The organism is Streptomyces sp. NPDC002104 (genome assembly GCF_053593795.1).
On the sequence record NZ_JBSFDF010000001.1, the window covers coordinates 117094 to 135695 of the forward strand.

13 protein-coding genes are annotated in these 18602 nt (G+C 74.0%); 9 read left to right on the plus strand and 4 right to left on the minus strand.

Features of this window, described 5'->3' with window-relative positions:
- The first annotated feature begins 16 nt into the window (after positions 1-16).
- From pstS to ACWCP2_RS00600, 7 genes are all read left to right on the plus strand, one after another.
- Entirely contained in the window at positions 17-1810 is a 1794-nt protein-coding gene (gene pstS / locus ACWCP2_RS00570; RefSeq protein WP_450906373.1) for a phosphate ABC transporter substrate-binding protein PstS, read from the plus strand.
- A complete protein-coding gene (locus tag ACWCP2_RS00575) occupies positions 1810-4566 on the plus strand; it encodes a hypothetical protein (protein WP_450906374.1) in 2757 nt (918 codons plus the stop codon). Before pstS ends, ACWCP2_RS00575 begins: the two co-directional genes overlap by 1 nt.
- A 182-nt stretch (positions 4567-4748) precedes the next feature.
- Positions 4749-5744, plus strand: a complete 996-nt coding sequence (locus tag ACWCP2_RS00580) for a hypothetical protein (RefSeq protein ID WP_450906375.1) — start codon at positions 4749-4751, stop codon at positions 5742-5744.
- Positions 5745-5782: 38 nt separating this feature from the next.
- Positions 5783-7357 carry an Ig-like domain repeat protein gene (locus tag ACWCP2_RS00585; RefSeq protein ID WP_450906376.1) on the plus strand — a complete coding sequence of 525 codons (1575 nt, stop codon included), beginning with the start codon at positions 5783-5785 and terminating at the stop codon, positions 7355-7357.
- Between the two features lie 111 nt (positions 7358-7468).
- Complete coding sequence (locus ACWCP2_RS00590; RefSeq protein WP_450906377.1) at positions 7469-9523, plus strand: WxL protein peptidoglycan domain-containing protein; 2055 nt, start codon at positions 7469-7471, stop codon at positions 9521-9523.
- 82 nt (positions 9524-9605) lie between these two features.
- The gene (locus ACWCP2_RS00595) at positions 9606-10505 is read left to right on the plus strand and encodes a sortase (protein WP_450906378.1); all 900 of its coding nucleotides are present in this window, start codon (positions 9606-9608) and stop codon (positions 10503-10505) included.
- 11 nt (positions 10506-10516) lie between these two features.
- A complete protein-coding gene (locus ACWCP2_RS00600; protein ID WP_450906379.1) occupies positions 10517-11335 on the plus strand; it encodes a phosphate ABC transporter ATP-binding protein in 819 nt (272 codons plus the stop codon).
- Here ACWCP2_RS00600 and ACWCP2_RS00605 read toward each other — a convergent pair.
- Positions 11332-13347 (minus strand): sigma-70 family RNA polymerase sigma factor, encoded by a 2016-nt coding sequence (locus ACWCP2_RS00605; RefSeq protein ID WP_450906380.1) that lies wholly within the window; start codon positions 13345-13347, stop codon positions 11332-11334. The genes ACWCP2_RS00600 and ACWCP2_RS00605 overlap by 4 nt on opposite strands.
- Positions 13348-13350: 3 nt before the next feature.
- Positions 13351-13674 (minus strand): YciI family protein, encoded by a 324-nt coding sequence (locus ACWCP2_RS00610; protein ID WP_450906381.1) that lies wholly within the window; start codon positions 13672-13674, stop codon positions 13351-13353.
- 164 nt (positions 13675-13838) lie between these two features.
- On the opposite strand from ACWCP2_RS00610, the gene ACWCP2_RS00615 reads away from it, so the two are divergent.
- Both ACWCP2_RS00615 and ACWCP2_RS00620 read left to right on the plus strand, forming a co-directional pair.
- Entirely contained in the window at positions 13839-14525 is a 687-nt protein-coding gene (locus ACWCP2_RS00615) for a DUF998 domain-containing protein (RefSeq protein WP_450906382.1), read from the plus strand.
- A gap of 91 nt (positions 14526-14616) precedes the next feature.
- Complete coding sequence (locus tag ACWCP2_RS00620) at positions 14617-15645, plus strand: serine/threonine-protein kinase (RefSeq protein ID WP_450906383.1); 1029 nt, start codon at positions 14617-14619, stop codon at positions 15643-15645.
- Here ACWCP2_RS00620 and ACWCP2_RS00625 read toward each other — a convergent pair.
- Both ACWCP2_RS00625 and ACWCP2_RS00630 read right to left on the minus strand, forming a co-directional pair.
- Positions 15596-15826, minus strand: coding sequence for a response regulator transcription factor (locus tag ACWCP2_RS00625; protein ID WP_450906384.1), 231 nt, complete (start codon positions 15824-15826; stop codon positions 15596-15598). The two genes, ACWCP2_RS00620 and ACWCP2_RS00625, sit on opposite strands and share 50 nt — an antisense overlap.
- Before the next feature lie 210 nt (positions 15827-16036).
- Positions 16037-18538, minus strand: a complete 2502-nt coding sequence (locus tag ACWCP2_RS00630; protein WP_450906385.1) for a SpoIIE family protein phosphatase — start codon at positions 18536-18538, stop codon at positions 16037-16039.
- Positions 18539-18602: the final 64 nt, after the last annotated feature.

The following is an 18602-nucleotide window of genomic DNA, read 5'->3' on the forward strand; positions in this document are numbered from 1 at the left end:
ATCAGGAGAGTTACCCATGCCCGGACGACCCCCGGCATACCCCGTGCGTGCCCCTTCGGGGGACCGCGCACCCGCCCGGCGCGGACGCCTGCTCGTCCGCGGACTCGCACTGCTCCTGGCGGCGCTGGCCGCCGTGCTGCCCGGCGCGGTGCCGGCCGCCGCCGAAAGCTACGTACCGGTCTCCGGAGCGGGTTCCACCTGGAGCCAGAACGCCCTCGACCAGTGGCGGGCCAACGTCAAGCAGTACGGCATGACGGTCAACTACAGCGGTACGGGATCGTCCGACGGCCGCAACCAGTTCCGCAACGGCACCGTCGACTTCGCGGTCTCCGAGATCCCCTACGGGATCAAGGACTCGGGGGTCGTCGACCCGCCGCCCGCCCGGAAGTTCGCCTACATGCCGATCGTCGCGGGCGGTACGGCCTTCATGTACAACCTCAAGATCGGCAACCGCCGGGTCACCAACCTCCGCCTCTCCGGCGAGAACGTGGCCAAGATCTTCACCGGCGTGATCACCACCTGGAACGACCCGGCGATCAAGGCCGACAATCCGGGCCTCGCCGCCGCCCTCCCCGCCCGCAGGATCGTCCCCGTCGTCCGCTCCGACGGCTCCGGCACGACGGCCCAGCTCACCAAGTGGCTGAGCACGCAGCACGGTTCGCTGTGGGACTCCTACTGCGCAAAGGCCGGCCGCTCCACCCCCTGCGGGCAGACCTCCAACTTCCCCACCATCGCGGGCCGCGGGTTCGTCGGCCAGTCCGGCTCCAACGGCGTCTCCGGCTACGTGGCCCAAGAGGGCAACATCGGCACCATCACGTACGTGGAGTACTCCTACGCGGTCTCCACGACGGGCTTCCCGGTCGTCAAGGTCCTCAACAAGTCGGGCTACTACACCGAGCCCACCGCCCAGAACGTCGCCGTGTCCCTCGGCAACGCGCAGATCGACCCCGTCGACCTCACCCAGAAGCTGGAGGGCGTCTACACCGGCGCCGACGAACGGACCTACCCGCTCTCCAGCTACAGCTACATGATCATCCCGACGGCGCAGGAGTCGAACTTCAACCCGCAGAAGGGCAAGGCCCTCGGCGCCTTCGCCTACTACTTCCTCTGCGAGGGACAGCGCTCCGTCGACCGGCTCGGCTACTCGCCGCTCCCCATCAACCTCGTCCAGGCGGGCCTGGAACAGGTGCGCCGCATCCCCGGCGTGGTCGTGGCCAACATCGACATCAAGAACTGCCGCAACCCCACCTTCTCGCCCGACGGCAGGAACATCCTGGCCGAGACCGCCCCCAAGCCCGCCGCCTGCGACAAGCAGGGTCCCGTCCAGTGCGAGACCGGCACCGGGGGCAACAAGACCCCCACGCAGAACGGCAGTTCCGGTGGCGGCGGCGCGGCGGCCTCCGGCGGCGCCACGGGCACCGGCGGCGCGGCCGCCTCCGGCGGAGCCACGGGCGGTACGGGCGGCGCCGCTTCCGGCGGAGCCACGGGGGGCACCGGGGGCGCGGCCACGGGCGGTACGGGCGGAGCCGTCGGCGGGAGCGGCGCCGCGGCCGCCACCGGTGGTACGGGTGACGGCCCGGCCGGCGGCGGCGCGGACGGCGGGGGAGTGGACCCGCAGACCGGACAGCCCCTCGCGGCGGGCGCGGCCGACCTGTTCGGCATCCCCGTCACCACCTCGACCGGCATCGGCGGGTCCCTGCAGACCGTCCTGATGGTGCTCGGCGCCCTGCTCCTGCTGGCCGTCACCGTCGCCCCTCCGCTGGTCACCCGGCGCCTGACGCGGCGCGGCCGCACGGGGGGCGGGTCCTGATGCGCACACCGTTCCGCACCTCGCTCCGCCCCTCGCTCCGTAGGCCGCTCCGCAAGCCGCTCCGTGCGCCGCTGCGCACGCGCCGGATCCGGCTGCTCTTCGGCTCGCTCTGCCTGGTGCTGCTCCCCGTGGTCGCCACCTCCGGGCCCGCCGGCCTCGGGCCGCAGGCCGCGTACGCCGCCGCCGGGGTGGACGCGGGCTCCGCGGTCACCGTGTCCGGGGCCGGCGACTTCGCCGACCTCAAGGTGACCGTCGGCCAGACCCGCAACCTCGTCGGCCAGGTCGTCAAGATCTCCTGGACCGGCGGGAAGCCCACGGTCTCCGACACCGCCTACAGCGCCAACTACCTGCAGATCATGCAGTGCTGGGGCGACGCGTCCACGGGCCCGACGGTCGACCAGTGCCAGTTCGGCGGCTCCTCCGCCCTCGGCGCCGGCGCGGGCAACCAGGCCGGCGCCTACACCAACACCCGCCAGCTCAACTACGGGGACAACCTCCAGGACTCGGAGCACGAGCCGCTGCCGCCGCCCACCCCCAGCGGGATCTCCTACGCCCCCTTCCGCACGGTCGGCGGGGACCCGGTCAGCCCGGGCAACTGGAACGAGTTCTACGACGTCAACAGCACCAACGAGGTCCCGTACGCCCGCACCAACGCCCGCGGCTCCGGCGAGGTCTGGTTCGAGACCCAGACCGCCATCGAAGCCCCCGGCCTCGGCTGCGGCACCGCCGTCACCGGTTCCGGGGGACCCGTCACCGGACGGGGCTGCTGGCTGGTGATCGTGCCGCGCGGAGAGAAGGAGGTCGACGGCAGCCCGTACACCGCGCAGTCCAGCGGCCAGCTCCAGTCCTCCCCGCTCAGCCCGGCCAACTGGAAGCAGCGCCTCGTCGTCCCGCTCGGCTTCGAACCCCTCGGCAGCTACTGCCCCATCGGCGCGGAGGAACGCGGCACCCTCGGCAGCGAGATGGCCGCCGAGGCCGTCACCCGCTGGCAGCCCGCCCTCTGCCAGACCGGCGGCAAGGCCATCTACGGCTACGCCCAGGTCCCCGACGAGACCGCCCGCGTCAAACTGCTCTCCGGCACCCCCGGACTGGTCTTCCTCGGCCGTCCCGCGCCGGCCGACCCCGTGCGCAAGCCCGTCTACGCTCCCGTCGCCCTCTCCGGCATCACCATCGGCTTCTTCATCGAGAGCCAGGCCGGATTCGGCGCACCCGACGAGGTCAGGGCCCGCAACGGAATCCGGCTCGGCAGCCTGCGGCTCACCCCCAGACTGGTGGCGAAACTGCTGACCGAGTCCTACCAGGACGGCAACTCGCGCTTCGCCGAGAGCACCGCGAAGAACCCGGTGAACCTCGGCCACGACCCGGAGTTCATGCACCACAACCCCGACTACGCGGGACTGGACTTCGGGGGCAAGCTCGGCGACGCCCTCGTCCCGCAGCCGCTCGCCGACACCACCCGGCAGCTGTGGGAGTGGGTGTCCCGGGACCCGGCCGCCCGGGAGTTCCTCGACGGCACGCCCGACAACACCGGCGCGCACGGGGACGCCTCGTACGCGGGCATGGCCGTGAACCCCAACTACCGGGGGATCTCCCTGCCGGTGGACACCTTCCCCAAGAGCGACCCGTACTGCCAGCCCTTCCCGGAGGAGCACCCCAACAACCCGCTCTGCATCCAGGACAAGCACCCCTACGCCACCGACATGCACGCCGCCGCGCGCGCCGCGAGCCGGGGGGACACCCTGGCCCGCACCTCCTGGGACGCCACGGCCACCCCGCCCACCTACAAGAAGGACCCGCCGCAACTGGCCGGCTCGCGCGCGGTGCTCGCCGTCACCGACACCGCCACCGCCGACCGGTACGGCCTGGTGCGCGCCGAACTCCTCAACGCGGGCGGCGCGTTCGTCGCGCCCGAGCCCGCCGCGCTGATCGCCGCCGCGAACGCCCGCAAGCCGGGTGCAGACGGGGTCAGTTCACCCGACCCGGCGGCCGCGGACCCGGCGGCGTACCCGCTGACCGTCCTCACCTACGCCGCCACCGTGCCCGCCGACCTCACGCAGGCGGAGGGCAAGGACTACGGCGCCATGCTGGCCTACGCGGCGGACCAGGGGCAGACCCCGGGCGTCGCCGCGGGCAGCCTGCCGCACGGCTACGCCCCGCTGCCGCAGGCCCTGCGCGCCCAGACCCGGGCGGCGGCGCAGCGGGTGAGCGCCGAGGCGGGGAAGAAGCCGACGCCGTCGCCGCAGCCCTCGGCGCCGAGCAGCCCGGCCCCGGGCGCCGCCGGCGGTACGCCGTCCGGTACGGGCGGCGCGGGATCCTCCGGCTCCGGTTCGGCCGGTACGGGGACCTCCGGCTCCGGGGCCTCGGCGGCGGGCGCCGGCTCCGCCGCGGGCGGCGCGCCCGGGCCCGCTCCGGCGTCACCCAGCGCCGCCGTGACCACCACGGGCGGCGCGGGGACCACGGGCGCCACCGGCACCACGGGCGCCGCGGCCGCGCAGGCGGCCGGGACCACACCGGACTGGGCCGTCGGAGCCATCCGCAACGTCCTGCTGATCTGCCTCGTGGTCGGAGCGCTCGCGGCCTTCGCGGGTCCGCTGCTCCCGCGCCATCTGCCCGGGGCCCTGGCGTGGCTCCGGTCGCTGCGCGGCGCGGCGGGCGGCGCGGCCGTCCCGTCCGGCGGGGCCGGGGGACTGCCGGCCGACTGGGCGACCCACAAGAAACCCGGCCCGCGGGACTGGAGCCCGCCGGACCAGGACTGAATGCCGCGCCGCGGCTCCGTAGGACGCACAACTGCGGCTCCGTAGGACGCACAGCCGCGGCTCCCACGACGAGAGGAGGTGATGCCCGGCGACGAACGTCTGACCAATCCGCGCCAACGGAACTTCATCCCACGCGCGCCGGGCACCACCCGGGGCGCAGCCTAGCTGAGGGGTCATCCCAAGTGAACAAGAAGAAAATCGCCTTCGGCGTCTCGGCCTTCGCCCTCGCGGCGACGATCGCCGGAGCCGGCCTCGCCGCCGCCGACCCGTCGGGCGCGCCGACGTACCGCCAGCTCTCCGGCGTCGGCTCGGACACGACCCAGGACGTCATGAACGGCATGGCCGCGGCCATCACCGTCGGCGGCCAGAAGGTCATCGGCTCCTACGACTCCACCGGCTCCGCGAACATCACCACCAAGGACCCGGCGGTCAACGCGAACTGCACCATGGCCCGCCCGAACGGCTCGGGCGCCGGCCGCTCCGCGCTGCTCACCTCGCTCCAGGCGGGCAACGGCTGTCTGGACTTCGCCCGCTCCTCCTCGCTGAACCTGGCGGCGGCGGCCCCGGGCCTGACCTACGTGCCCTTCGCGGTCGACGGCGTCAGCTACGCCATCACCCCCGGTTCGGCGATCCCGCGCAAGCTGTCGCTGACCGACCTGAAGGCGATCTACCACTGCGACCCGAACTACGTGGGTTCGGGCCCGAACTACGCGATGACGGTCTACCTGCCGCAGGCCGGCTCGGGCACCCGCAGCTTCTGGGAGTCCCAGATGGGGATCACGGACGCCGACGTCGTCGCCGGCATTTACCCCTGCATCAAGGACAAGAAGGGCACCACCCCGGTCCAGGAGCACGACGGCCGCCTCCTCGACGACAAGTCGATCGTGCCGTTCTCCATCGCCCAGTACCAGTCGCAGTCCTCGCAGACCATCGCGGACCTGCGCGGCCGGGCCATCCTCGGCACGGTCGACGGCACGGCGCCCACGGTCCTGAACAGCGGGTTCGGCGTGAAGCGCGACGTCTACAACGTGATCCCGACCAACAAGGTCGCCGTGGCCCCGTGGAGCACCGTCTTCGTCGGCGCCAACTCCGAGATCTGCAAGCAGACCTCGTTGATCAACACGTACGGCTTCGCCGCCAGCCCGAACTGCGGCGACACCACCAAGCAGACCCCCTGACCCTGATCGCCGCCCGAGCTTCACATTCTGGAGACGTTGTGCTGAAGAACAGAGTTTTGCGGACCATGGCCCTGGGGGTCGCCGCCGTGACCACCGCCTTCGCGGCGGGTCTGGCCGGGGCGAGCGCCGCGTACGCCGCCCCGATCGGCACCATCGAGATCAACCCGGCGACCGGTGCGGACACGTCCGGCATCGCGTTCACCACCTCGGCCGCCTGCCCGGCGAACGCCACCAACGTGCTGGTGACGGTGGCCGGTTCCGGCTTCCCGGCCGAGGGCCTCAACGTGGTCGGCAACTCGCCCATCGCGACCTACCCGACCGCCGCCAACGGCGGCATGGTCATCCCGCTCACCTCCACCATGCGGGACTACGCCAGCCAGGCGGGCTTCACCACCCTCCAGGGGAAGTACGACTTCACGGTGATCTGCCGGACCGCCTTCAACGGCACCAGCCTCGGTGACTACACCGGCGCGATCTGGTTCACCTCGAACACCACCTACCAGAACACCGACCCGGCGGTGAAGACCGACACCGTCACCTCCCTCGCGCTCTCCCCGGCCGGCCCCGCGCAGGCGGGCACCCCGGTCACCCTCACCGCGGGCGTCACCCCGGCCGGCGCCGGCGGCACCGTCCAGTTCAAGGACGGCTCGGCCGACCTGGGCACCCCGGTCACCGTGAACAACGGCACCGCGGCGCTCACCACGTCCAACCTGACCGCCGGTACGCACAGCCTGACGGCCGTCTTCACGCCGGCGAGCGCCTCGTACAACGGCTCGGCCTCCTCGGCCGTCTCCTACGTGGTCACGCCCGTCGCGGCCACGACCACCACCACCGCACTGGCCGTCTCCCCGGCCGGCACCGCGCCGCAGTACAGCCCGGTGACCCTGACCGGTACGGTCACCCCCGCGGGCGCGGCGGGAGCGGTGAAGTTCACCGACACCGTCGGCGGCGCCACCGTCACCCTGGGCACCGTCCCGGTGGCCAACGGCACCGCGGTCCTGAACACCAGCAGCCTCCCGGTGGGCAACCACTCCTTCACCGCCGTCTTCGTCCCGGCCAACGCGGGCGCCTTCACCGGCTCCGACTCGGGCGCGATCCCGTACGTGGTCGGCGCCTTCGCCGGTGTCTCCGCCTCCGAGACGATCACCACCACCGTCGCCTCGGGCGCGCTGGCCATCAGCGTCGCCAACCCGCAGGTCACCCTGCCCTCGCCGGTGCTCAACGCCGACGGGGACCTGCTGACCACCGCCGGTTCCATCAACCCGGTCACCCTCACCGACACCCGCGCCGGCAACCCCGGCTGGACCGTCAGCGGCCAGGTCACCGACTTCTCCGACGGAGCCACCCACGCCGTCAACGGCCAGAACCTGGGCTGGACCCCGAAGCTCGTCGACAAGGCGCCCGCGCAGACGGTGACGGCCGGTTCCGCCGTTCCCGCCGCGCACGGAGCGGCCGCCGGCGACGCGGGCACCGCGGGCCTCAAGACCGCCCGCACCCTCGCCAACGGCACCGGCCTCGGCACCGCGCACGTCACCGCCGACCTGGCGCTGAACGTCCCGACCTCCACGGTGGCCGGCACGTACTCCGCCACCCTCACGCTCACCGCCATCTGATCCAGGCATGAGCCCCGGGCCGGAGCGGCCGCCGCTTCCCCGCGGTCCGCTCCGGCCCGCCCCTGACGCCTGGACCCACCGCACCCCTTCTCCGGATCGGACGCCCGAGCCATGAACCCCACCGCCCCCGCCGCCCGGTGCGGCCGCCGCCCCGGCCCGTCGGCCGCGGCCGCCCCGCTGCGGTCCCTGCTGTTCACCCTGCTCGCGCTGGCCGGGCTCCTCGCGCTGGTGGACGTGGCGCCCGCGCGGGCCGCGGCACCCGCGCGGGCCGTGACCACGACGACGGCCGCGGCCTCCGCCCCGGCCGCGCCCGCGGAGGACCGCAAGTCCACCTTCGGCGTGCAGCCCGCCGGACCGAAGGGGCCCGACGCCCGGCCGCACTTCTCCTACGGGGTCACCGGCGGAGCCACGACCAGCGACCGGATCGCCATCTGGAACTACGGCGAGGAGCCGCTCACCCTCGCCGTCTACGCCAGCGACGCGGTCAACACCCTCGACGGCGGCTTCGACCTGCTCCCGGCCGGCCGGGCCCCGAAGGACGCGGGCAGCTGGATCAAGCTGGACAAGGACAAGGTGACCGTCCCGCCCAAGGGCAACGTCGTCGTCCCCTTCACCGTCACCGTCCCCCGCGACGTGCCCCCCGGGGACCACACCGGCGGCATCGTCGCCTCGCTCGCCGCCGGAGCCCAGGACGGCCAGGGCAACAAGGTCAGGCTCGACCAGCGGGTCGGCGCCCGTGTGTACGTCCGCGCCGCCGGGACGCTGACCCCGCGCCTGGAGGTCCAGCAGGTCGCCGCCTCGTACGAGGGGTCCGCGAACCCCTTCGCCGAGGGCTCGGCCACCGTCACGTACACCCTGCGCAACACCGGCAACGTACGGCTCGGCGCCCGGCAGGCCGTCCGCGTCAACGGCCTGTTCGGCACCTCCGTCACCGCGGCCGGTGCGAAGGACCTCGGCGACCTGCTGCCCGGCACCGCCCTGACGATCACCGCGAAGGCCGACGGAGTGGCCCAGGTGCTGCGGTCCTCCGCCGTGGTCTCCGTCCAGCCGGTCGCCGCCCGCGACGGCGTGGACCCCAAACTCCCGTCCCTGACCCGGTCGGTGTCGCTGTGGACGGTCCCGTGGGCGCTGCTCGCGCTGGTCCTCGTGATCACCGGGGGCGGGCTGTGGGTGTGGCGCCGCAGGCGCCTGGCCCGCGCCGCCGCCGCGGCCGCCGCGTCGGCCCGCCGCCGCGCCACCTCCGACACCGACGAACGCCAGAACGCCAAGAAGGAGCCCATCGTGCAGTTCATCCGCCTCAGCCGGCGATCCGCGGCAGGTGCCGCCACCGCGGCCGCCGCCCTCGTGGGCCTGGCCCTGACCGTCCCGACGGCGGCCCACGCCGCCCCGGCCGGCTCGGCGAGGATCAACCCCGCCACCGGCAAGGACGACAGCAGCGTCGACGTGACCACCTCGGCGGCCTGCCCGGAGCCCTCCACGAACATCCTGGTCACGGTGGCGGGCAAGGGCTTCCCCGCCGAGGGCCTCAACGTGGTCGGCAACTCGCCCATCAGCACGTACGCGCCGGCCGAGTCGGGCGGCATCACCGTCCCGCTGACGATGACCATGCGGGACTACGCGAGCCAGGCCGGCTTCACCACCCTCGAAGGCCGCTACGACCTGACCGTCGTGTGCCGCAAGGCCTTCGGCACGGAGATCTACGGGACCTTCGCGGCCTCCCTGTGGTTCACCTCCGGCACCGACTACCGGACGACCGACCCGGGGACGGGGAACCCGACGCCCACCCCCACGCCGACACCCAGCCCGACCGCCCCGGCCACGCCGACCCCCACCCCGTCCGCGTCGCCCACGCCCACGCCGACCCCGACCGACGGCCCGACCCCGACCCCTTCGGACTCGGCGTCCCCCGCCCCCACCCCGGGCGACACCGCCTCCCCGTCCCCGACCGGCTCCACGGGGACCGGCACGAACGGCGGCAGCGTGGGCGTCTCCACCAACGTCACGGGCGGAGCCGCGGGCGGCTCCGGCGGCCCCGGCGGCGGCCTGGCCAACACCGGGGCCGACGCCACCACGATCGGCCTGCTCTCCGGGGCCCTCGTCCTCACCGGCGGCGGACTCGTCTGGTGGGCCCGCCGCCGCGGCCTGCTGACCTTCGCGGGCAACTGACGGCCGCGGGCGTACCCCGCACCGCACCCGCACTTGCACCCGCATTCGCACCGCACCCGCACCCGCGTTCGGAGAAGACACGATGACAGCCACTGCCACCCCACCGGTGGACGTGCGCCCCGACCCCGCCGGACCCTCCGGGGCCCCGGCGGGGCGTACGGGCCCACCCGGCCTGTGGGCCACCGGCGCGGCCCTGGCCATCCTGGGCGCCCTGCTCCTCGGCTTCGTCGCGGAAGTGGGCCCGCTCGGACACCTGCGCCACGAGCGGGACCGCCGGGTGGGGTACGCGCAGCTGCGGGAAGGGCTCGCCAACGCCACCGCGCCGCTGGGGCCGACCGAGCCCGGCACCCCCGTCGCCCTGCTGGAGATCCCGCAGATCGGGCTGCGCGAGGTGGTCCGCGAGGCGACCACCTCCGAGGTGCTGGCCTCCGGGCCCGGTCACCGGCGGGACACGGTCCTGCCCGGCCAGCCCGGCACGAGCATCCTCATGGGCCGCCAGGCGGGCTACGGCGGCCCCTTCGCCCACATCGCGGACCTCGAGCGCGGGGAGACCTTCCGGGTCGTCACCGGCCAGGGCGAGCACACGTACAAGGTGCTGGGCGTCCGGCGCGCCGGCGACCCGCGGCCGGCCCGCCCGGCCGCAGGCGCGGCCCTGCTCACCCTGATGACCGCGGACGGGACCCCGTACATGCCGGACGGGGTGGTGCACGTCGACGCGGAACTGACCACGCCCGTCCAGCAGTCCGGCGGCCGCACCCCGGGCCGGCTGGCCGCCGACGAGGCCCCCCTCGGCAGCCAGACCTCGGCCTGGTTCCCGCTGGTCCTGTGGGCCCAGGCGCTGCTGCTGGCCGCGGCGGCCCTGGCCTGGGCACGGATCCGCTGGGGCCGCGCGCACACCTGGCTGGTCGGCTTCCCCGTGCTGGCCGCCCTCGGCCTGGCCGTCGCCGACCAGGCCGCCCTCCTCCTGCCCAACCTCCTGTGAACGAGGCCGTGATGACCACCCAGACGATCACCCTCCCCGCGCTCCCCGCAACGGGCGCGTCCACCCTCGACGCCCGGGACATCTCGGCGTGGTTCGGGGGCCGCAAGGTCCTGGGCCGGGTCTCCCTGACGATGCCCGGCGGCCAGGTCACGGCCCTGATCGGCCCCTCGGGCTGCGGCAAGTCCACCTTCCTGCGGATCCTGAACCGGATGCACGAGCTGATCCCCGGCGCCGAACTGGCCGGCGAGGTCCTGCTCGACGGCGAGGACGTCTACGCCCGCGGCCGCCGCCTCACCGACGCCCGCCGCCGGATCGGCATGGTCTTCCAGAAGCCGAACCCCTTCCCCGCGATGTCGGTCTACGACAACGTCACCGCCGGCCTCAAACTGACGGGCACCCGCGCCACTTCGGCCGAGAAGGACGAGCTGGTGGAGGAGTGCCTGACCAAGGCCGGGCTGTGGAAGGAGGTCCAGGACCGGCTCCGCCAGCCGGGCGGCGCGCTCTCCGGCGGCCAGCAGCAGCGCCTGTGCATCGCCCGCTCCCTCGCGGTCCGGCCGCGGATCCTGCTGATGGACGAACCCTGCTCGGCCCTGGACCCCACCTCCACGCGCCGCATCGAGGAGACCGTCCGCGAACTGGCCGACGAGGTCACCATCGTGATCGTGACCCACAACATGCAGCAGGCGGCCCGGGTCTCCGACCAGTGCGCCTTCTTCCTCGCGGAACAGGGCACCCCCGGCCGGATCGTGGAGCACGGCCCCACGGCGGCGATGTTCTCCACCCCGTCCGACCCGCGCACCTCGGACTACGTCCAGGGACGCTTCGGCTAGGGGGTGTTCGGCGGACCGGGCTTCAGGCGGCGCAGGGTGTAGCCCTCGTGGGCCGGGTCCAGCGGTTTGGTGGCCTCCTTGAAGAGGTGCTCGGCCCGCTCGTAGGACAGCCGGCGCCGGCCCGTGTCCGGGCAGAGGTCGGCCGGGGCGGGGGTGCGGGCCGGGCCGGGGCGGCGGTCGGAGAGGAACACCGGGCCCCGGGTACGGCCGGCCAGCAGCAGGGGCAGGAGGCGGGCCGTCCCGGAGCGCCAGCCCACCCAGGTGCCGCCCGCGCGGGCCCGGCGGTCCTCCAGGTCCAGGTCCTCCACGTTCAGGGACAGGACGGTCTTCACCCCCGCGCCCGATTCGTGCAGGAGCCGCCACAACGTCCTCTCCCGCAGCGGGATGCCGGGGTCGTTCCACAGCGCGTCCCACTGCGCGGGGTCCACGGCGGACGCCCGCGGGCGGGTCTCGGCGCGTCGCTCCAGGCCGGCCGCGAGCCCGTCCAGACCGGCCCACGCGCCGAAGGAGCGTACGGCCGAGCGGTGCCGGTTCCAGGTCCTGGCCGCCGCGGAGCCCCAGGCGGCCGTGCACACCCGCGCCACCTCCTCGGCCGTCAGCCCGGACAGCGGCGCGGCGTCGCCGAGGTCCAGGCGCAGGCGCCGCAGGGTCTGCCCGTACGAGCGGACCGTCGCCGCGTCCAGATCCGCCCGGCCCAGGAAGCCATCCGCGGCCCGGCCGAGGCTCCGACCCGGCGGCGGCCCGGCCGGGCCGCCGGCAACGGGGACCCCTTCCGCACGCCGGAGCAGGAAGGCGCGCTCGGCGGCGTTCCTGGCGAGGGCCGCCGCCCGGAGGAACTCCCGCCGCGCCTCCGGGCCGCGGTCCAGGCGCAGCAGCAGGTCGCCGCGGACGCTGGGCAGGAGGTGGTAGTCGCGGAGCACGGGATCGGCGACCAGGGAGTCCACCAGATCGAGGCCGGCCCGCGGCCCGTACGCCATGCCGAGCGCCACCGCCCGGTTGAGCTGGACCACCGCCGTCGGCAGGAGCCGGGCCAGCGCCCCGTACAGGGTCGCGATCTGCGCCCAGTCGGTCTCCGCGGCGGTGCGTGCCTGCGCATGGCACACGGCGATCGCCGCCTGCAGCATGTACGGGCCCGGGGCCCCGCCGGCCTCCCGCGCCCGCAGCATCGCGGTGAACCCGCGGCGCACGAGCAACTGGTCCCAGCGGCCCCGGTTCTGCTCGTGCAGGGGGACGGGCTCGCCCGAGGGCCCGGTGCGGGCCGCGCAACGGGAGGCCTGGATCTCCATCAGCGCGACCAGGGCGTGCACCTCGGCCTCCCGGGGGGCCAGTTCGGCCAGCAGCCGGCCCAGCCGGAGCGCTTCGAGGCAGAGCCCGGGGCGCATCAGATCGCCGCCCGAGGTGGCCGAGTAACCCTCGTTGAAGATCAGGTAGATGACCTCCAGCACCGAGGACAGCCGCTCGGGCAGGTCCGACTCCCCGGGCAGGTCGAAGGGCACGCGGTGCTCGGCCAGCGTGCGCTTGGCCGCGGCGATGCGCCGGGTGACGACGGCCGCCGTGACGAGGAAGGCCCGTGCGATCTCCTCGGCCGTCAGCCCGCCCAGCAGCCGCAGCGTGAGCGCCGCACGGGCTTCGGCCGCCAGCACCGGGTGGCAGGAGAGGAACATCAGCCGCAGGACGTCGTCCTGTTCGGGGTCCTGCCCCTCCCGAGGCCCCTCCCGTCCCTCCCGCTCCTCCCGCTCCTCCAGCTCGTGGGCGAGCTGCTCCTGCTTGCCGGCCAGCATCCGGGAGCGCCGGATGTGGTCCACCGCCCGGCGCTTGGCCGTGGTGGTGAGCCAGGCGCCGGGGTTGTCCGGAACCCCGGCGTCCGGCCACTGTTCGAGCGCGGCGACGAGCGCGTCCTGGGCCAGTTCCTCGGCCAGGCCCACGTCGTGCACCAGACGCGTCAGCGTGGCGATGATCCTGGCCGATTCGAGCTTCCAGACCGCGTCGATCGTCCGTGAGATGTCCGCCACGGATCAGGGGCCGAAGACCTGCTGGACCACGCTCTCGCCGTCACCGACGATCCGGCGGAAGCGGCGGGCCAGCTCGATCGCCTCTTCCCTGGACCGGACCTCGATCAGGGCGAAACCGGCCACGGCCTCCTTGGCCTCGGCGAACGGCCCGTCCGTCACGGTGATCTCCTCGCCGGAGGAGGTCACCAGGATGCCGCCCGGTTCCAGGCCGCCCGTGGCCAGCAGCACGCCGGCCGCGGTCAGCTCCTCGATGAACCTGCCCATCTCCGCGTACAGCCGCTCGTCGGGGGCGGTGTCGGAAGGCTTCGTCGTCATCAGGTAGCGCATGGGGACTCCTCGTCTCGTGGTGCCGAGCTGCTGCCCGCACCCTGCCTACACGTCGAACGGCCGATGTGACAGGGAACGAGGCCATTCCCTGTCACCTTTTTCGTTCGACGTATCAGCGAACACCGAACGAGCGCCGCGTACGACGAACCCGAGAGGTACCCGCCATGAGCGCCCAGGCCCCCGCCGCCACCCCCGCCGCCACCGTTTCCTCCTCCACCCGCTCCTCCTCCGCCACCACCCGCGCCCTGCTCACCTGCGCGGTCGTGGCCTCCCCGCTCTGGGCGGCCGTCTCCCTGACCCAGGCCGCGACCCGCCAGGGCTTCGACATCACCCGCCACCCGCTGAGCGCGCTCAGCAACGGAAGCCTCGGCTGGCTCCAGATCACCAACTTCCTGCTCGCCGGAGCCCTCCTCGTCCTCGGGGCGACCGGCCTGCGCCGGGTCCTCGGCGGTACCCCGGGAGGCACTTGGGCGCCCCGGCTGGTCCGGATCGCCGGCATCGGCATGATCGCCGCGGGAGCCTTCGTCATGGACCCGATCGACGGCTTCCCCCTGGGAGCCCCCTCCGCGCAGACCGCCACGCTCACCTGGCACAGCTACGCCCACTTCGCCGCCGGGTCGGTCACCTTCACCTCGCTGATCGCCGCCTGCTACGTGCTGGGCCGGCACTTCGGCCGGGCCGGTGACCGCCGCTACGCCATCGCCTCCCGGGTCGCCGGCACCGCCCTCCTGATCGGCAACGGCTGGGCGATGGCCGGCGGCCGGGCCGGCACCCTGACCCTGGCCGTCGGAGCCGTCACGGCGCTGCTCTGGATCTCCGTGGTGGCCTTTCGCGGCCGCCGCGGCATCTGACCGGCGGGGGCACCCACCCGTGGGGCGGGCACCGCTCGCCCCACGGGCGTGCGTGTGGATCACTGGATAGACTTGCGGCGGGAGGCGCCTGATGGGCACGGCAGCGAACCGGGGCCTTTACACGGGACGGGCCTCCGGCCTGATCGGACAGCAGATCGCCGGCTACCGGATCGAGCGCATCATCGGCCGGGGCGGCATGGCCGTCGTCTACCAGGCCAGGGATCTGCGCTTGGACCGTACGGTCGCACTCAAGCTGATCGCCCCGGAGCGCGTCCGCGACGAGGTCTTCCGCCGCCGCTTCGCCCACGAATCCCGGGTCGCCGCGAGGATCGACCACCCGCACATCGTGCCCGTCTTCGAAGCCGGGGAGACCGACGGCGTCCTCTACATCGCCATGCGGTACGTCGTCGGACCGGACCTCAGGACCCTGCTGGACCGGGAGGGACCGCTGCCCGTCCCGACCGCGCTGCGCATCGCCTCCCAGGTGGCGTCCGCCCTCGACGCCGCCCACGAGCACGACCTGGTGCACCGGGACGTCAAACCCGCCAACATCCTGGTGGCCGAGGGCACCGACAGCGATCACCCGGAGCACGTCTACCTCACGGACTTCGGGCTGACGAAGAAATCGCTGGCCCTCACCGGATTCACCACGGCGGGCGAGTTCGTGGGCACGATCGACTACGTGGCACCGGAACAGATCTCAGGACGCCCGGTCGACGGCCGGTGCGATGTCTACAGCCTGGCCTGTGTGGTCTACGAGTCCCTCGCCGGCGGCCCGCCCTTCGTCCGCGACGACGCCCCCGCCCTACTGTGGGCGCACCAGTACGACAAACCGCCTCCCCTGACGGAGAAGCGGCCCGGTATCGCGCCGGCGGCCGACGGGGTGCTGGCGAAGGCGCTGGCCAAGGTCCCGGAGGACCGCTACGACTCCTGCCTGGAATTCGTGGCGGCGCTGCGTGCGGCCACCGCCGCCCTCCCCGCGGAGCCGGTCCGGCGGGCCGCTCCGGCGCCCGCGGAAGCGGTGGCCCAGGCGCCTCCCAGGGAGCCCCCGGACTGGGCCCGGCCGGTGTTCACAGCCCCATCGCGATGGCCAGGCGGGTCATTTCCGCGGTGGTGTTGATGTTCAGCTTGGCCCGGATGCGGCGCAGGTAGGCGTCGACCGTGTGCTTGGAGAGTCCCATCGAGCGGGCCGTCTGCACGTAGGTGCAACCGGCGGCGATGTGGCGCAGCGCCTCCTGCTCGCGGGGGGCGAGAACGGCTGCGGTGGCTTCGGTGTGCGGCGCGACCAGGGTGAGGCTCATGGGACTTCCTCCGGCACTTCGGGCTCGGTCTACACGGCTGCTCGCACCATTGAAAGCAGGAGACATATCCACTGATGTGTGTGTATGTCCGTGTTAAAGAGCATGTCGGGGGGAGTTCATCGTCCTGTCCGTCATCTGTCACGGGCGTGTCACAGGGAAGGGCACTTGGTCCCGGGACCCGGGGGGCCTTGGTCCCTGGAAACCGGGGGCCTAGAAGTCGACGAGGGACTGCTCGGCCCAGATGGTCTTGCCGACCAGGGTGTGGCGGGTCCCCCAGCGCTGGGTGAGCTGCGCGACCAGCAGCAGCCCGCGCCCTCCCTCGTCGAAGATCCGGGCCCGCCGCATGTGCGGGGCGGTACCGCTCGCGTCCGACACCTCGCTGATCAGCGTGGACCCCTCGTGGATCAGGCGCAGCTGTACGGGCGGCGAGCCGTAGCGGATGGCATTGGTGACCAGTTCGCTGACCACGAGCTCGGTGACGAAGGCGGCCTCCTCCAGCCCCCAGGCCGTCAGCTGGTCGGTGGCGTCGCGCCGGGCCTGCGCGACGAAGGAGGGATCGGAGGGCAGGTCCCAGACGGCCACCTTGTCGGTGTGCAGGGCCCGGGTCCGGGCGACGAGCAGGGCCACGTCGTCATCGGGACGGTGGGTCAGCATCGCCGTCAGCACCCGGTCGCAGACGGTGTCCAGCGTGGAGGCGGGCCGGACCAGGGCCGCCAGCATGCCGTCCAGGGCCTCGTCGATGTCGTGCTCGCGGGCCTGCAGCAGGCCGTCGGTGTACAGCGCGAGGAGGCTGCCCTCCGGCAGATCGACCTCGATGGTCTCGAAGGGCAGGCCCCCCAGGCCCAGCGGCGGCCCCGCCGGGACGTCCAGGAGGTACGCGGAGCCCTCGGGGGACACCACGGCGGGCGGGGGGTGACCGGCCCGGGCGGCGGTGCACCGGCGGTTCACCGGGTCGTAGACCACGTACAGGCAGGTGGTGCCGATGCCCCCGGCCGTCTCCCCGCCCGTCTCGTCCGCCGCCAGGTGGATGATCAGGTCGTCGAGGTGGGTGAGCAGCTCGTCGGGCGGCAGGTCGACGTCCGCCAGCGTCCGTACGGCGGTGCGCAGCCGGCCCATGGTGGCGGAGGCGCGCATGCCGTGGCCGACGACATCGCCCACGACCAGGGCCACCCGGGCTCCGGACAGCGGGATCACGTCGAACCAGTCGCCGCCCACACCGGCCTCGCCGACGGAGGGCAGGTAGCGGGAGGCGATCTCCAGCGCCGACTGCTCGGGCAGCGTGTGCGGGAGCAGACTGCGCTGCAGCGTCATCGTGGTGGTGTGCTCCCGGACGGTCCTGCGCGCCCGGTGGATGGCGGTGGCCGCCCGGGCCGTCAGCTCCTCGGCCAGCCGCAGGTCCTCCGGGTCGAAGGGCTCCCGGCCCCGGTGCCGGCTGAAGAGGGCCAGCCCGAGGGTGGCCCGGCCGTCGCGCAACGGCACCAGCATCATCGAATGGGTCCCGTTCTCACCGATCCAGCCGGCCCCGGGATCCTGCGCCACCCACCGGGCGACGGCCGGGTCGGCGGTCCCGTACACCGCGCCCCGCCCCGCGGCCAGACACTCCACTGGGGGCGACAGCGCCGGGTAGACGGCCGTGTCCCCGACCGCGAACCGGGACTCCTGGCTCCCGCCGAGGACCGACCGTACGGCGCTGCGGGAGACCGTGAGCGGACCGGTCCCGGGCGCCGGGGCCGGGTCCTCGCCGCGCGCGGAGGGCTCCAGCAGGTCGACGACCGCGAAGTCGGCGAACCGGGGGACGGCCGCGTCGGCCAGGTCCTGCGCGGTGCGGGCGCTGTCCGGCGCGGGCACGGGCAAGGGTGCGGGCGGGGGAGCGGGCGCGGGAGCGGTGCCGGCGCGGGCTCCCGCCAGGGTCGGCGGGAGCGGCTGCCGCGGGGCGGTGTCACCGGTGGGCCTGTCCTGCGCGCTCAGATAGACGGCCCGTACCCGGCCGTCCGGACCCGGTACGGGGGCCAGCGAGGTCGCCCAGCCGTGCGCGGCGCCCGCGCCGGGCGACCGGGCGAATCCGTCCACGGACTGCGGCTCGCCCGTCTCCAGCACCCGGCGCATCCCCCGTTCGGTCTCCTCGCTCACCGGGTCGGGGGCGATCTCCGACAGGCGCAGCCCGCGCATCTCGGCCTCCGTGAGGCAGAGCGCGCGGTGCATGCCCTCGTTCGCCCGGACCAGCCGCAGGTCCTCGTCGAAGACCGCCAGGGCGCAGGGGGACCGGTCGAAGGCCCATTCACCCAGCGGTCCCTCCCAGGAAGCGTCGTGCGCCCCCGCCACGGCGGACACCACGTACCACTCGTCCGGCCCGTCGAGGGCCGTCCTGCGGTGCGCGAGCAGGGCCGCGTCCAGTCGGCGGCCGTCCCGGTGGCGCAGGGGCACGGTGCCGCTCCAGCGCTCCTGTCCGGGCGAGACCGGCCGCGCCGCAGGGCCCGTACCGCCTGATCCGGCGGGCCCGCCGGACCGGTCGGAGCGGTCCGCGAGCAGATCCGCGGCGGGCCGCCCCACGACCTCCGCGGGCGCGTAGCCGAGCAGCCGGCGGGCCTCCTCGCTCCACCCGGTCACGATCCCCTGGTCGCTGACGGTGGCCGTGGCCGTGTAGGGGGCACCGGGGGAGGCGTGCGCCGTCCCGGCCGGCCGCTCACCGGGAGGGGTGGGAAGTTGCTCCATCGCCGCTCATCTCGCCTTCGCTGGCCAGGGGCTCCACTGACAAGCATCATCCGGAGCGGCAAGG

What these genes read in the sequence shown, in the direction of transcription:
- ACWCP2_RS00630 (WP_450906385.1), bottom strand. Translation starts at nt 18,538, where the DNA reads ATGGAGCAACTTCCCACCCCTCCCGGTGAGCGGCCGGCCGGGACGGCG.
- pstS (WP_450906373.1), top strand. Translation starts at nt 17, where the DNA reads ATGCCCGGACGACCCCCGGCATACCCCGTGCGTGCCCCTTCGGGGGAC.
- ACWCP2_RS00620 (WP_450906383.1), top strand. Translation starts at nt 14,617, where the DNA reads ATGGGCACGGCAGCGAACCGGGGCCTTTACACGGGACGGGCCTCCGGC.
- ACWCP2_RS00610 (WP_450906381.1), bottom strand. Translation starts at nt 13,674, where the DNA reads ATGCGCTACCTGATGACGACGAAGCCTTCCGACACCGCCCCCGACGAG.
- ACWCP2_RS00600 (WP_450906379.1), top strand. Translation starts at nt 10,517, where the DNA reads ATGACCACCCAGACGATCACCCTCCCCGCGCTCCCCGCAACGGGCGCG.
- ACWCP2_RS00625 (WP_450906384.1), bottom strand. Translation starts at nt 15,826, where the DNA reads ATGAGCCTCACCCTGGTCGCGCCGCACACCGAAGCCACCGCAGCCGTT.
- ACWCP2_RS00575 (WP_450906374.1), top strand. Translation starts at nt 1,810, where the DNA reads ATGCGCACACCGTTCCGCACCTCGCTCCGCCCCTCGCTCCGTAGGCCG.
- ACWCP2_RS00615 (WP_450906382.1), top strand. Translation starts at nt 13,839, where the DNA reads ATGAGCGCCCAGGCCCCCGCCGCCACCCCCGCCGCCACCGTTTCCTCC.
- ACWCP2_RS00590 (WP_450906377.1), top strand. Translation starts at nt 7,469, where the DNA reads ATGAACCCCACCGCCCCCGCCGCCCGGTGCGGCCGCCGCCCCGGCCCG.
- ACWCP2_RS00595 (WP_450906378.1), top strand. Translation starts at nt 9,606, where the DNA reads ATGACAGCCACTGCCACCCCACCGGTGGACGTGCGCCCCGACCCCGCC.